Source organism: Nitrosomonas sp. H1_AOB3 (assembly GCF_015709435.1).
GTDB lineage: Bacteria > Pseudomonadota > Gammaproteobacteria > Burkholderiales > Nitrosomonadaceae > Nitrosomonas > Nitrosomonas europaea.
Genome location: NZ_CP054389.1, coordinates 1,230,748 through 1,245,881 on the forward strand (window position 1 = coordinate 1,230,748; position 15,134 = coordinate 1,245,881).

At 50.4% G+C, this 15,134-nt stretch carries 11 protein-coding genes and 1 pseudogene; 1 reads left to right on the top strand and 11 read right to left on the bottom strand.

What is annotated here, in order from left to right; all coding sequences use genetic code 11:
* Nucleotides 1-21: 21 nt before the first annotated feature.
* A complete protein-coding gene (locus HRU73_RS05810; protein WP_287399848.1) occupies nt 22-1,968 on the top strand; it encodes a GMC family oxidoreductase in 1,947 nt (648 codons plus the stop codon).
* An 87-nt stretch (nt 1,969-2,055) separates the two neighbouring features.
* On the opposite strand, the gene HRU73_RS05815 is transcribed toward HRU73_RS05810, so the two are convergent.
* The 11 genes and pseudogenes from HRU73_RS05815 to HRU73_RS05860 form a co-directional block, all read right to left on the bottom strand.
* A complete protein-coding gene (locus HRU73_RS05815; RefSeq protein ID WP_287399849.1) occupies nt 2,056-4,917 on the bottom strand; it encodes a peroxidase family protein in 2,862 nt (953 codons plus the stop codon).
* A 55-nt stretch (nt 4,918-4,972) separates the two neighbouring features.
* A complete protein-coding gene (locus tag HRU73_RS05820) occupies nt 4,973-6,640 on the bottom strand; it encodes a lipoxygenase family protein (RefSeq protein WP_287399850.1) in 1,668 nt (555 codons plus the stop codon).
* Nucleotides 6,641-6,705: 65 nt separating this feature from the next.
* Nucleotides 6,706-8,307, bottom strand: a complete 1,602-nt coding sequence (locus tag HRU73_RS05825) for a peroxidase family protein (protein WP_287399851.1) — start codon at nt 8,305-8,307, stop codon at nt 6,706-6,708.
* Between the two features lie 170 nt (nt 8,308-8,477).
* Nucleotides 8,478-9,974, bottom strand: a complete 1,497-nt coding sequence (locus tag HRU73_RS05830; RefSeq protein ID WP_287399853.1) for a tyrosinase family protein — start codon at nt 9,972-9,974, stop codon at nt 8,478-8,480.
* A 32-nt stretch (nt 9,975-10,006) separates the two neighbouring features.
* Nucleotides 10,007-10,222, bottom strand: coding sequence for a hypothetical protein (locus tag HRU73_RS05835; RefSeq protein ID WP_287399854.1), 216 nt, complete (start codon nt 10,220-10,222; stop codon nt 10,007-10,009).
* Nucleotides 10,219-10,764, bottom strand: coding sequence for a hypothetical protein (locus tag HRU73_RS05840; RefSeq protein WP_041356718.1), 546 nt, complete (start codon nt 10,762-10,764; stop codon nt 10,219-10,221). The genes HRU73_RS05835 and HRU73_RS05840 overlap by 4 nt, the downstream gene beginning before the upstream one ends.
* Before the next feature lie 55 nt (nt 10,765-10,819).
* A complete protein-coding gene (locus HRU73_RS05845) occupies nt 10,820-11,578 on the bottom strand; it encodes a hypothetical protein (protein WP_041357155.1) in 759 nt (252 codons plus the stop codon).
* 182 nt (nt 11,579-11,760) lie between these two features.
* Entirely contained in the window at nt 11,761-12,468 is a 708-nt protein-coding gene (locus HRU73_RS05850) for a SpvB/TcaC N-terminal domain-containing protein (protein WP_287399855.1), read from the bottom strand.
* Nucleotides 12,469-13,063: 595 nt separating this feature from the next.
* Entirely contained in the window at nt 13,064-14,344 is a 1,281-nt protein-coding gene (locus HRU73_RS05855; RefSeq protein ID WP_287399856.1) for a KamA family radical SAM protein, read from the bottom strand.
* A 497-nt stretch (nt 14,345-14,841) separates the two neighbouring features.
* Nucleotides 14,842-14,973: a FitA-like ribbon-helix-helix domain-containing protein gene (locus tag HRU73_RS13530; RefSeq protein ID WP_502709309.1), complete on the bottom strand. Its 132-nt coding sequence runs from the start codon at nt 14,971-14,973 to the stop codon at nt 14,842-14,844.
* A 31-nt stretch (nt 14,974-15,004) separates the two neighbouring features.
* Nucleotides 15,005-15,127 (bottom strand): annotated as a pseudogene (locus tag HRU73_RS05860) (IS630 family transposase); the annotation flags it as partial.
* Between the last annotated feature and the right edge of the window lie 7 nt (nt 15,128-15,134).

Sequence of the window (15,134 nt, forward strand, 5' to 3'; positions counted from 1 at the left end):
TTTCTGCTCCAGGAGATATCTATGATTGAGCCTGCCTCCCCGGAAAATAATCAGATCGATAGTGATAGTGACGAAAAGTTTGACTATATCGTCATCGGCTCCGGTGCAGGAGGTGGGCCAGTCGCCTGCAAACTGGCTCTGGCAGGATTTCGTGTGCTGTTGCTGGAAGCCGGAGGAGATGATGAGCCCTGTGATTACAGGGTTCCGGCATTTCATGCACGTGCTTCGGAAAATGAAGCGCTTCGCTGGGATTACTTTGTTCATCATTATGGCGACAAAGTCCGGCAGGAATATGATTGCAAGTTCAGCAAAGAAAAGAATGGTGTGCTTTACCCTCGCTCGGGCACATTAGGCGGATGTACCGCGCATAATGCCATGGTTCTGATGTATCCCCACAATAGTGACTGGGATTACATTGCCAAACTGATGAATGATCCCAGCTGGCATAGCAGAAATATGCACAAATACTTCCGCCGTCTGGAACGCTGCGAATATGTTCCAAGATGGAAAATCTGGAGTCGCCATGGATTTGACGGCTGGTTGCCAACCAATCCAGCTAACCGCTGGATGCTGTTGAAGGACAAAGTCCTGACAAAACTGACGATCGCCGCAGTGAAAGAATCCCGGCGCATGATGCATCCGCTCAAACGTTTTTTTCTGGGGATTCTGAAATTTATCATTCGCTTCGATCCCAATGACTGGCGTTTGATTCGCAGGATTCCTGAAGGACTGTGCAAAATTCCGATGACGACCCAACACGGCAAGCGGGCCGGTACCAGAGAGTACATCCTGCGGGTTCGGGAACAATGCCCTGACAAATTGATAGTAAGAACCCACTCATTGGTCCAGCGGATCCTGCTCGACGAACATAACAGAGCTTACGGCGTGGTGTATCGTGTGGGCGCTCATCAATATCGCGCTGACCCCCGGCACGAAGAATCAGTTGTCTCCGAAGCCAAAACAGTTTGTGCAAAACGTGAAATCATCATTGCTGCGGGTGCTTTCAATACGCCTCAACTGCTCATGCTATCCGGGATTGGTCCGCGGGAAGAACTGGAAAAACATGAGATCGAGGTAAAAGTAGAACTGCCAGGTGTCGGAAAAAATTTACAGGATCGCTATGAAATCGGCGTGGTAACGAGACTCAAAGAAAACATTCCCCTGATCAAAGGAATGAAATTACGCCCGCCAGAACCTGGAGAAGAGCCAGATCCGCAATACGCGCTGTGGCTCCAGGAAAAAGGACCTTACACCACGAACGGTGCAACGATTGCGCTCATCAAGCGCTCTTCTGCCAGGCATCCAGATGACGATCCGGATCTGTTGATTTTTGGATTGCTCGGTAATTTCAGCGGCTACTATCCAGGCTATGCTCGTGACATTACCCGAGATAGCAGTCGCTATCCTAATGCGCTATGTAATAAGAATGGCGACCACTCCGATACCTGCAAAGAAAATATCTTTACCTGGGCCATTCTCAAGGCACACGCAAGCAACACGGGATATGTCACCTTACGATCCAGCGATCCGCGTGATGTGCCTGACATCAACTTCAACTACTTTCCAGAAAATGAGGATGACGGCAGCAGCGAGAAGGATCTGGATTCAGTAGTAGAGGGCGTGGAAACCGTTCGCAATATTCTCGAAGATTGCGGGGATCTGGTTAATGAAGAAATTCTACCGGGTGCAAACGTCAACAGCCGAGATGAAATCCGTCAGTTCATCAAGGATCAGGCCTGGGGGCACCATGCTTCCTGCACCTGCAAAATGGGACCGCGAAGCGATGAAATGGCCGTCGTCGATAGCCGGTTCCGTGTTTATGGAACCACTGGCCTGCGGATTGTCGATGCTTCAATCTTTCCCAGAATACCGGGTTTTTTTATTGTATCCGCCATCTACATGATCAGTGAAAAGGCCGGTGAAGTCATTATTGAAGATGTAAGGAGTAAACTTGGAAACCACAGCTGATCACTTATCAGCTTCTGTAAACCCTGAGCATTTCGAGTTCGATTTTAACGCCGCAATGCACCCTTCAGCGAGATATTGAACAGGTTCTTACCGAGTAAATGCTTCATCCCCCTCGGCACCGCGCCGGGGTTTCCATTGAGTGCTGTAGTATTCTCCGCGATCTCGCGCCCAGGGATCGAACAGGTTGACCACACCCTGAAGCTCATCCGCCAGCTCGGGCAACGTTCTCAACAGGACTCGCTTCAGCGGAGAAACCGGTTGCCGGTGACCATTGTACGTCCCCTCTTCCATTATTTCCGGGCCTGGCCCATTGTGCATTACCCACTCCACTCCCAGAGTGCTATAGAACTCCGGGCGAAAACTCGAAGTAAAAAACCGGTCGCTGAAGAGCCTGCGTGAAGCATTGAGAACGAACACGACGAACTGGGTTTCTGAAATGGCAAAACCGTGCGGTCGTTTGAATTCCGCCAGCCAGCCGACGACCGTATCGACATCCTCGATATTGTCTACAAGACTGCCGTCGGGATGCCCCAGACAATCGTTAATGGGTGATTTGTCGTCATTCAGCTGGGCGTTTGTGATCAGTCTGGATTCATCGCACCGGTGCTGTCCGTATACCTCACGTAATGTCCGCACGAGCTGCTCCTGTTGGCGACGAACAGACGAATCTCCGGGCACGCGCGGATCGATGAAATCATCGAAGCCGGTCAATTGCTTCAACCCGTACTGCCGACGAAACTCGTTATAGCGCGGAATGCCCCGCTCCCGGTCGCGAATGAGATCGAGTGCAGCAATGTCGATTTGCCGGGTGGATGATTGCAGATGAGGGATCTTCAGGTTTTGCAAAAACCGGGGATGATTCTGGAGCGTCAACACACCTGCCCGCTGACGACCCATGCTGAGCGCCCAGTTTGCCAGGCCTTTCTGCCGCATCGCCCCGGTGGCTTTACCGCGAAAGGTATCGATGACAGGTATTTTCTGCCGAATGATATTCGGATTGTTATGCCATTCACGGTATTCGATCAAATCCGGCAACAAAGGATGCAGTCGATATATCGTGACGAACTCTTCAGGAAAACTGAAAGGAGAACCAAAATGGTTGACTCCGCCATTGATATCTTCGTTGCGGGTGAGTGTCCAGATATCCTTTCTGTTGCGATCGACCAGGGAATAGAGCGGCGCGCCTTCATAGCGATGATTGCCTAACCCGAAAATACCTGCTCCACCAGCGAAAGCGGCATGAAGACTGTTGCTGATACCTTCAGTATCGTCCAGCTGGCGGATAATTTCTCTCAGTACCTCGGATACCGCCGCATGCTCGTGAAATAACCCATGCCAGTTGGCGTTCATCCCCCGATACAGCGGCTCGTTGTACAGCAGCTGCGTCGTCCACTCGAGGGTATGGATCTTGGCGATCTCGGCGGCAATCACCAGTCGGGCTACATTGAATAATTCGCCTGCCGTGACATCCCGGTAACGAATGATCATCTCAGGATGTGCCGGATTCCTCAGGCCGCTGTCAGCATCAGGTGTTTTGGCTGCCTGCTTGCGGAATTCCTCAACAAAAGCATTGTGCTCTCTGGCAAAGACATTGTGAAAAAAACTCAATCCAATGGACCAGTTGTCCGGAAAAGCGACTGCTTCCTGACCTGACCATGCCGGATCGATCGGATCATCCACTTCAAAGGTCGGCAAATATCCGAACTCATCGCCTCTGTCCACGCTTTCTCTTACATGAATCAACGCTAATTTGGCAGCATCCTCGGGATCCCGTTTCACCCGCTGACTGGAGCGCTCGTCATAGCCATAAAGCTGTGAGGCATCCCACCAGGCCGTCACATGATTACGTGTCGTTTTCGGCGCGCGTGTACGATAGAGGTGGCCGTCATGCATGAACGATGCGGGCGGTGTGTCATCATCGATCGGTGCAACATGGATTCTGTCACCTGGCCGGCAGCCCAGCTGGCGGGCTTCCTTCGCTGCCAAAGGCTGTTCGATGTTGTCAATTCGCTGAGTCATACAACCCACCGTCATCCACGCTGACTGGTCAGATTCCTCTTCCACATGAGAAAACCAGTCATGGGTCATGAACTGAATCCAGAAAGCTGCCAGCACATTCAGGGCCGGTGCTTTTTTGTAATCACATGCGAATTTCTCAAGATCGCCGGATAACTCGTCGTCGTTCCGGCATTTATCAGGCTGTGACTGCGTGCGCGTAAACAATTTCCGGCTGATGACCTGTGGATCGGGTTTCAGCAAACCCAATCGATCTCCATGACGATTCCTGGCCATCTCATCGAGGCCCAGATCAGGAAAGGTTGTATCGAACTGGACATTGCGCGCAAAGATCTGATGAGTCGAGCCCATCAACGGATTGTAGATATCGTTACAGATACCGGTAACAGTACGAAAACGAATCAATTCGCCACTGCAAACCTGGTGTTCCTGATTATGCTCAACGTCCTTGTAATGAGGATGAGTTGGCGGTAACTGCATTTCCGGCCAGACTTGTAAAACAGGGCCTGCCCTGCCATCACGGCCTGTCACATAAGCCTGGTAAGTACCGCTGTTGTCAAAGAGATTGAACTTGATCAGCTCGATCCGCTGCAACTCCAGTTCATAAAGCGCACTGTTGATGCCACGTTCATTCGGACCGAAAAACGAGCTGGCCAATGGCGAAGAAGATAATGACAAGCTGTCACCTGTTCCCCAGAAATTTGGCCAATCCAGCCAGGGATTCCGGTTGAGCGCCACAGCATGATCTCCACCAAGACAATGCGCCCGTCTCCCGGTGACCTTACCGAGAAACCGCTGTTCTCTCGTCTTGGCAACGTGCTGAATGTCACCTTGCATGAGCACAGAGAGACAGGATATTTCAGGTTCCAAAGCATCACACCCGCTCAAAAGCAGTAATCCTGTCAGTACGATAACTATCGGAAAGTGGCTCATCTGAAATCCAGAAGCTCTACCAGGCTATTAGAAATTCGTACGAATCCCGCGAGAATCAAACCGTTACCCCATTCGGGATGACTCTTGGATTCATCCGGTCATAGGGAACGGATCGGCTGCTGTTTCTTTGATCGATTTGTCCCGCTATTTCCTGGAGCTGTTTTCTGAAGCGCTCTATGACATCACGTGCTGCCGGGTCAAATTGCCGCAACGGATACTGGCCGATACGATTGACAGTAAAATTGGTCTGGAAATAAGTCCAGGTTTGCGAATATGCCGCCCGGAATGCGGGTTGAAACTTCAACAGCCCGTCTGCATCCATTTCCGCACCTTTCCCCACCGGGGGAGGTGCATAGGCCGAATGAGGCATATTGGGAACAAAACCCGGATATTTGTACTGGTTGAAATGAATGCACGAATGGAATGCCGTACATAGAAAAATGACATGGCCAATAGTCTCGGCCAGTTCCTGTCTGGATGCAAACCTGGCGGGAAACCCGGGAATTCTGCCGCGATCCCGGGCGCCGATATCATGCGCCCAAGCCTGAATCTCGCAATCTTCAGCCACATCTCCATCCGATTGATAGCAGACATCGATATATTCTGTGGCGAAGTGCTGGATTGCATTCCATAACAACACACCATCATCACGATACGGATAAAAGAGATCAGGGTTATCGACTTCCCGGCTGGCAATATCGTTAGGGAAGGCCGATGCCCTGAAGTCAAAACTTGTCATACCATTGGCCATGCACTGAGTCGTCGCATCATAATCTCCGGCAAACAGCTCACCATACCGGCCGGGGCGCCCTTTTCGATCCCGCAGGAAGGTGTGCTGATGATTGACGTTGAGTGTATGTCGAAGATGCGGATTCAACAGCACACAGAGCGGATGGGATTTATAAAGCTGCCGGCGTGAGGCCATGATAATGGCTTCCATCACATAATGAATGCGGGTAGCATGGGTAACCAGTATATGGTGATTACCATCTGCGACCTGGGCAAACGTTTTGGCTGCCAGCCACAGATTGCCATCGTTTGGCGTATAAATGGGATTGTCAGGCCCGGCATCCTGATACAGCTGGATGGCAATCGGCCGCAATATGCCATCTGCTTGCAGAAACAGCACCACAATCGGGGTCGTGACATATTGTTTACGGCCGCCATCGATTTGTCCGGGATTGCGCTGCAATATCTCCAGATCTGCATAATCCAGGATATACACACGCTTTTGCGTAATTGCAGTCGCATAGTCAGTTTCATCAACATACTTTGCAAAAACACGCTGGATTTCAGATTCCGGTAATTTCTGTGGCAGCGGATGCTGAGAAGTCACGGCGCGCAATACGACAGGATTTACTCCGATGACACGTTGCAGGCCAAATATCAGATCCTGCTGAAAGTTATCGACCAGTGCCGGATTCGGAGGGCTAAACGGATAAAAAATATAGTCGCGGTAGCTTTCCATCGGTTTGCCAAGCAAATAGCGCATATACGTCACCAGCAGACTCGGCAGACTTGGAATCAGCTGCAGCAAATTGATCCCGCCACGCAGCCAGTATCCAGGCCCTGGTATCTCCCGACATGGCAGTTTGCGTACCACAGCAATCGTATTGGCATACTCGTAGGCATATTGATACTGTGCCTGTCTTCGCAGCAGATAATTTTTCCGATTCTCTACCGTGCGTCTGTTTTCTTCCTGTTGTGGCAGCTTGTTCATCATGTGACGCTCCTTTAAAAGGATAAAATTCATCCAGTTCCCGGATTACTTCACTGCGACATCCTCATTCAAGCAACAGCAGAGATTCTGAAACTTGCAATAACCGTATCGCTGTCCCTGACATTACGTTTAACGATATCTGCAAGCAGACTGGTTTCTTCGATGATCGATTGCCCGACGGACGAGAAGGTCTTTTCATTATGTACGTAGCCCGATACCAGTGGATTGGTCAGAGCATGGGTAAATGCATCGTAACCCACCATCCGCACCATCAGGCGCCCCAGGCTAAACCCTTCATCGTGATCTTCCGCAAAGATACCGACCTGCCACTCCAGGTCATCGATGCGATCGTTATACAGCTCCTTCAACTCCCGTTGCAGCGCCGGATCTGCTGTCAATTCCTCAAAACTTCTCAAACGCGGCATGCTGAATGCCTGGCGGTAATCATTGAATGAACGCAGTTTGGCCTGACGCCCCATCTCTACGCTGCGTTCCATGACACTCCGGTTATCCGCACCCACAGGCAATGGATCAAAAAAGAACTGAGGCGTGTTGTACAAACCGACACGGCCGGCTTTTTGCTGCGAGGCTGCTGATATCATGGTTCCAATACCATATTGGTGTGTGACCAGCGCGGTATTGTTGCGAAACTCATCGAGCGTGTATCGCTGATCACCGACAAAGTAGTATTCCGGCACCATAGAATGCCACCTGTAGAGCAGATTGAATTCCAGCGAAATCCAGTTGGTGCGATACCAGCGCTGCCTTTCCGCCATCCCCGGTGTAGGATCGAGCGTAAAACCAAATTGTGTAAAATGCGAAACATAATCCTGCAACACCACTTTAATCAGCAGCACGATCATGATGTTTCTGGCTGTCTGGAACAGACGTTCATCATCCCAGGCGGGATGCGCTTCTTTGAGCACGTCACAGATCCGATTGTGTTCACGCAACATGATGGTATTCATGAGGGTATAGCCAATCGATGAATTACCATGTTCCAGCCCGGTGGCAAACATACGCTTCAACCGTTCTTCCGGGACATTGTCAAAAACAAATTCCAGAACAGCGCGGGGATGCAAATTCTCAAATTCCCTGTCAGCAAACACCCAATTATCTGCAGTCGTTTCTTCTACATTGAAAAGGTAAGGAGGAAAAATTTCTCCATCGATGACCTGATATTTCAGCTTGCCATCCTTTTTCAACCGCAGCAAATGCGTGATGTCTTCACGCAAGCCATAGATCTGGCACAGATCGATTTCGTGATTTGATGTATTTTTCCGGCGATCGAAAAAATCTGTCCGCAGAAAACTATCGGTGAACCATTGAGCGAAAAAAGAAAACAGGATGCTGGTATCAACTGACGGGATTTCCCTGTTTTCTTTTCTGCGCCACAGATTGACAACACTTTTCAGATCCGGAAGATTCTGTTCTCCTTCCGCTTCCGGCAGATGTCGTCCGGTGAATGTCCGGTCTGTCAATGCCTGCCATGTGGTATAGGGAGCGGCCATGGAGAATGGCCTGGGACGGGGGTTTGTGGCATAGGCCTGCCAATTGATAAAAGTATCGCTGATCCAGCGCCGCAACCACGTTATGCGCGAGGCGACTCGACTGATCCATGGGAATCGGTTTACAAGCCGAAAAATGATCTGAAAAAAGAATTCATTCATAGCGCATCCCCTTTTTGTCAGTGATAACTCACATTCCCTTCAGCTGCTGGAACTTTGGTTTTAGTGTATATGCGGCTGCCTGGTAGCTGTTTTTTCTCCCTTTCTCAAAGTACACTCAAAAATGAAAAGTGCGATTCATCAAATCCTGTTCTCAAGACAAAGCAATCAGCTCATCCCTGCGTCACCCGAACAGAATAAGCACCTGTCCCGGAAGGCGAGTAGTGTCTTACACGAACGAAATATTCACCCGGAGAAAGTTGACGGCGGATCAGCGCGTTGAAGGAGATGCCTGAATCATCGTTGCTGGCGATTTCCGGTATCTGGCTGTTCGGGCCATGCAAGCTCATGAAGGTATCCGTTGTCCCATTCGTCTGGATGGTATAAAAATCTCCCGTAGTGACATTAAACCGGTACACATCGCTTTCATTCGCTGCAGAAATCGATGCATCGATGCCCACACCATTCACGATGAGCTCGGGGATCGGAACCGGGCCGGGGCCTGGAGTGACACTGACTGCGCGCACGCCAACCGCATAATTTCCCGTACTGTTCGGGCTGTACAGACGAACGCGCAGAAAATAAGTGCCTGCAGACAGATTGCGGTTGATTTGTGCATTGAAGCCCTCGCCTGCATCATCATCTGATGCCACTTCAAAATTCGGATCATTGGGGCCGAACAGAGTCATGAACGTGTCGGATGATCCGAGGGTATACATCGTATGAGCACCGAAGGCCGGGACTTCGAAACGGAAAACATCGGTTTCTCCCGGCACGCCGATAGCAGCTGCTATCGGATCGGCTCCAACGACAATGAGCGGTATTTCCAGCTGAGGTTGCGGCTGAGGAGCAGCATCATCATATACGATACCCAGCGCTGCACTGTCCAGTACATCGATAGGACGCGACCCGACCTGTCCTGAAGGGGTACTACCCATTGGATCAGTCAGATTTTGACCAAAAGGGCCCCCACTGGCTGGTAAATAACCTTGATTCGGGAAGCGCAGTTGCCATTCATGCCAGATTTTATCCACCATACAATGGTGCATGAAGAACACCGGATCATTCGGGGAAGTCATCGGCAGCATGGACCCCCCCACCCAGACATGACCACGGTTGTGCAGATTGGGGCCAATCCAGCCTTCCAGCTGATTACGGAAACTTGGATTGCTGTTCATGTTCCACGGCGATGTGTCATAGGGCGTAACGGCCATGACCTGATTGATTGCCGCTTGCGTGGGTAAGGTTGGCAAGCCGTTCTGACCGAAAGCGCGCATCAGCGGACCTGCTGGCAATCCGCTGGAATTGATGACAGTCCATTGCCCGGAGCGGAATGGACCGGTACGGACAACACCACCGGCATCTCCATTGCCACCCAGCAAATCATCATTCCACATGGAGGCATTGGCGCTACCTGATGGCCAGTTCCAGTAAGGTATCCCGAGATTCGGGTTACCCGAAACGCGCTGCAGTTCCAGTTCGAGATCATAAATAAAGCGGCGGTGCCACGGCAAAAAAGCAGAGCATCGATGAATTGCACTCATATTGGCGTTCGCATGTCTGAGCACGAATCGATCATAGATGCCTTCGGCCTTCAACACGCGAATGGCAGCAACGAATTCTGCCCGTTCTGCAGCAGTCAGTGTATTTGCATCTTTTCTGATAGCCATGAGAATTTCCTCCATGTTTTTATCTGCAGGAATTACTCTTTCACACCGGAGAATTCAACGGTGTCCCGGATGATCGCCCGCGCCAGATCCAGTAATGAATCATATTGGGTATAAGGCAGATATCTCGAAGACCACTTGTTTTTTACTGCATCATGTACGTAACTGATTTCCTTTCCATTGATTGTGAGGTTGGTATCGTCTTCTATATCGATCGTACCGCCTTCAAAAACTTCTGTATGGTGTGTCATTTGTAAACTCCTTTCTGGATGAATGACAATCGATCTGCTTTTACTGCAGTCCTTGCTGCGTCATCGATCACCGTGCATTGCAGGTTTGCGGTAACGATGACATTTTCCATCTCGCGTCCACGTGCACGAATTACGGCAGATATATCAATAAAGTACCCGTCCAGCCCGTCATAATTCAGATGTGCAAACCCCAGCGTCCCGGGAAAATCTGATAGCGCATTCTTCATGCCCGTGGTCCTTGTGGTCAGCAATTCGAGGCTCATTGCTTTTTCGAAAAAGGATGCTGCAAAGTCTCCCGATTTTGTTACATTCTCGACCATGAAGCAGCCCTCGTAGCGTGCCTTTAATTTGAAAGTACCCTCTTTCGATAGAGTCAATATTCCGGAATGAAGCGTTGGGACCCCGGTACAGCCATTCATACTGGCTGACGTAATGGAACACGTCATATTTTCCAGATGGAAGGGCTCCCTCGATATTGCCGTGGTACTTTTTCCAGCCAGCAATACCAGGATTCCCGTCAGGATCACAGCAGCCTGTTTCATCGCATCTTTCCCTGATAGCCCACACGCAGAGACAACCCAACGCTTCATTTTTACGCTATTTCACACAGATACCCGCGCAGTCGGCACCTCCCTTGGCAGGATCACAGTCATCCGAGGGATCATCCACACACTTCATACCTTCGGGGCAGGGAAAACCGGCAATCCCTCCACACATTTGTTTAGGCTTCTGACCATCGTATGCAGCGCTTCCTTTGGGCGGATAATCAACACGTTTTCCCTCTCCACGCCCGGGCAGCTCGGTGGTACCCAGCTTCACGATATCGTGTATCCTTTTCGATTGAACAGTTTCGACATCGATCGATTGAACTTCTCCCTCCACGGGTCGTGCGGTATATACCCCTACCACATCCAGTGGAACAGGACTTTTCACTACCAGAAACCCCTCCAGAAATGCAAAATCTACGCATACCCCATTAATCGGGCAAAAGTAGCCGGCAATGTCAAAGCAATTTACTCCGACAGCACCATCCGGTTGCAGTGTAATTCCCTTGAACGGCGTAACATTGAAAGGGCCTGGTTCAGAGCCCATCTGAGTGGAAAGTGCCACCTTGGCGGCAACCGTGATTTTCTTGCTGGCAGGATTGTGAATATTGATGATAGTACGGTATATGCCTTTCGCCAGAGTACCGTCCTGGTGTGGCAGTAATAACGAACACGCCACTTTTGCAGCATACTGATATTCGGTTTTGATTGTCTCGTATTTTGCTGTTTCTGCCTGAGTACCGATTGGATTAAACAAAAGCCATAACCCGAGAACAATTGAAAAGAGTTTGATCACATTCGATTGTTTCATGATAGCCACCTCACCGAGTGTTGGTGCCCTCTACAGATACCATGTTCCTGATGTGCATCGCATCCGCACCGGGCTAATAACAGGCCCACTTCATCTTGCCCAACCCGGGAGACAGAGTGGCCTCTCACGTTACCTGCAAAATATTTTTACCTCCATTTTTCTAAAAAACACATAAAAAGATGTCACTGACCCTGCTCGGCAATACATATCCCCGCACAATCTGCTCCCCCTTGTTCGGGATCGCAGGTATCACCCGGATCATCAACACATGCCAGGCCATCCGGACACCTGATTCCTGCAATTCCTCCGCAAGCCTGGGGTTCTGCTGTTTTACATTCACCCTCATGATCGATAGAAACACCTGCCGCAGCCGCTCCACAGGCATTACCATAAGTTTTTCCGTCACAACCGCAAACCGGATTGAACTCTCTCGTGCAGATTGTTGGCCTGGTTTTACAGACACCTTGCGCATCAGCAACTTTGCACTGGCCGATGCCCAAATCACAGTACTGCTCGGCAGGACAGGCCAATCCCTGGATCGTGCCGCAAACTTGTGGTTGTAATTGAGGTTGTGGGGGTTTGCCTTCCTCACAGCCCGCTACAGCCAGAGAAATGGAAAGCACGATCAACCAGGTGATCAATGCATTCAGATATCGTGGCAATTCCTTCCTGGTCTTGCGCGTGATCGATGGTGGCGACAGACCCCGGCCAGAACTGAACGCCCCATTGCCGGCGCTGAAATCATAAGAAAAGCAAAATCGCGGATTAAAGCCAGAACAGCCCGATCCAGGTAAATCCAGGGCAGAAGTAAATTGCGTGGGGGATCGCTTTCCTGCCAAAACACACGCATTTCGAGCTTGAGTTCCGGCCTGATTTTTCTGCTGTTTCATGTGTTCCTCCTTCTCCTGGAGAGCTTTGGAACGGATCCCTTGTTAGACAGGAAACTGTTTTCAGGTTTTCAGAATAGTGGTGTATTACTATCCCCTCTGAAATAATCTACACCTTTTATTTTGAGATGGTAAGCAAATATTGCATTGTCATTGCCATGTGCGATTCTTTGTTGCCATGTTTTTGTCCAGGCATCTGGGCACAATCTACATTGATGTCGCAGATTGGAACACAAAAAAATTACCTCGGTAAGATCAGCAATGAAGCAGTTGAAAAGATCGAACTGATACTGAAATCTGGAATTGCAGGAATGGGCAAATCGGAGATGCATCCGATAACGATTGGAATCAAATGCAATCAGAAAACAACAAAACAAAACCGTCGAACAACTCTTCAAAATCAAATCATTTTATGTGACGTAGGTTATACAGTTTTCGCAATCAGGATTCATCCCGCTGAAAAAAGCCCCTAGCAACTGCTATTACTATGAGCTTCCTCTCCTACCGGACAAATAGTCGGTTACACCCCCTGCATGGCGTTATATTCATCAGTGAAGAAAAATTTTTCCTCACCGAAAGCCGGTTTGAGGTCATCAAATCAGGTGGCCTCGGGATCGTATTTGGCAAAGAAAATGCGCTGTACCCAGTCGGGATTGCGGCCCTGGATAAAGCGCAAGATAAAGATTTTCTCGCCATTCAGCTCAACGATGCCCTGGATTTCCACCTTACCGGGACCGGCACTCATGGACGGACCGCGTACCGTGCGTGCCAGTCCTGATACTTGCTGGATGGCTTCACGGTAAATCTGGTAGGTGCGTTCCAGCGGTACTTCAAAGTAGCGTTTGGCACCGGTATCGCGCTCGACAAACATATAGTAGGGAATGATGCCCATGCCCACCTGCATGCGCCACATTTTTGCCCAGACGGCCGGATCGTCATTGATGTTGCGCACAATCGGAGCCTGAGCGCGGATCACCACACCTGCCGCACGGATGCGCCTGACCGCCTCACGCACAATGGGTGTATCCATTTCACGCCAGTGGTTGAAGTGCGCCATCAGGGCCACGTGCTTGCCTGCTTTTACCAGCCGCTCCAGCAGCGCCAGCAGCTCGTGCGCATCCTCGTCGGTGACATAGCGCTGCGGCCAGAAGGTCAGCGACTTGGTGCCAATGCGAATGTTCTGCACATGTTCCAGCGCCGGGCGCAGCATGGCTTCCAGATAAGCTTTCAGGTGGTGGGTTTTCATCACCATGGGATCACCACCGGTCATCAGCAGATCGATAACATCCTTGTGGCCAGCCAGATACTTGTGCAGGTTGCCGGCTTCATTGCTGGCAAAGCGCAGCTCCTTGTCACCGATAAACTGCGCCCAGCGGAAGCAGAAGGTGCAATAGCTATGACACACCTGCCCCTGGCTGGGGAAGAACAGCACGGTTTCGCGGTATTTGTGCTGTGTGCCCGGCAGAGGCTCGCCGTGAAAAACCGGCACATTCATTTCCTGCTGTCCGGCAGGATGGGGGTTCAGTTTGCTGCGAATATCGACAGCAATCGCCTGGATCTCGCTGCGTTGCGCATCGCGACGCAATGCTTCGGCCATACGCTCGAAATCCTCCGGTTCCAGCATGTTGCGCTGGGGGAAGGTGAGCTGGAAAACAGGATCTGCCGGTATGTTGTTCCAGTCAATCAGTTCGTCAATCACATATTGGTTGACACGAAACGGCAGAACACTGGCCACTACATGCATTTCGAAACGCTGCTCTTTCGTGAACCTCTCCAGCGGCCTGATTTTGTCCAGTTGCCGCTCGGTATATACCTGGAACCGAGTATTTTGAGTCAATGCTTCATGACCCGGAGCCATTATTTTTATAGCATGATTCATGGGTTTCTCCACTCTACGCAAGTGCCCCTGAAGCCTTGATGCGGCACTCGCTTGGATTGGGTCCCCGCAGGGAAGACAATTACCCGGGACGGCTGGGCAATAAAAAACGGCATCGGCAACCTAGGTTACCGCAGTCGCCTGATACATGGAATCAATTCCACAAAGCTCGGAAAGTATCCGAAAAGGCATCTTTCCTGAGAAAGGACGGGAAGGGTAAATTATTTTTTGTCTTGACTCAAATTTTTCTGCACTACTTTTCCTGTCAAATCGCTATCATACAGCCTGGTTTTTATCGAGTTGATATCCTCTCCTCCCTCTCACCTATGGCCCGCCTTATCAAGGACGATCATTCAAACCTCATCGGTTTGGCCGGAGTCTTGCCGCGGAGCTGGTTGATTTGCTCCGCTTCGACGTCACAGTCAACCCTCCTGCTTTGCGGGCGATGGATGTTAGCAGAGAACCGAATTTCAGGCGGCTCGCAGGTTTTACTGCCTGCTCTAGGATATAACGGATTTCAGCTTCGGCACTACGCGTGGCATGGCAGCACGAATCCGAATCGCGCGATGTACCTCATCCGGGACAGTGCGAATGGTGATGGATGGCATCGTGTTCATCCTACTGCAATACATGCAAATGCAGCGTTATATATCAATGAAAAGCATCGAATGACCGTGCCATGGCCTTTCTCAACAGATCCTTGAATTTTGCAAAGACCTGTTCGATAGGATTGCGGTCTGGAGAATACGGTGACAGGTAAAGGATACGAGCGCCTCTGGCTTCAATGAGTGAA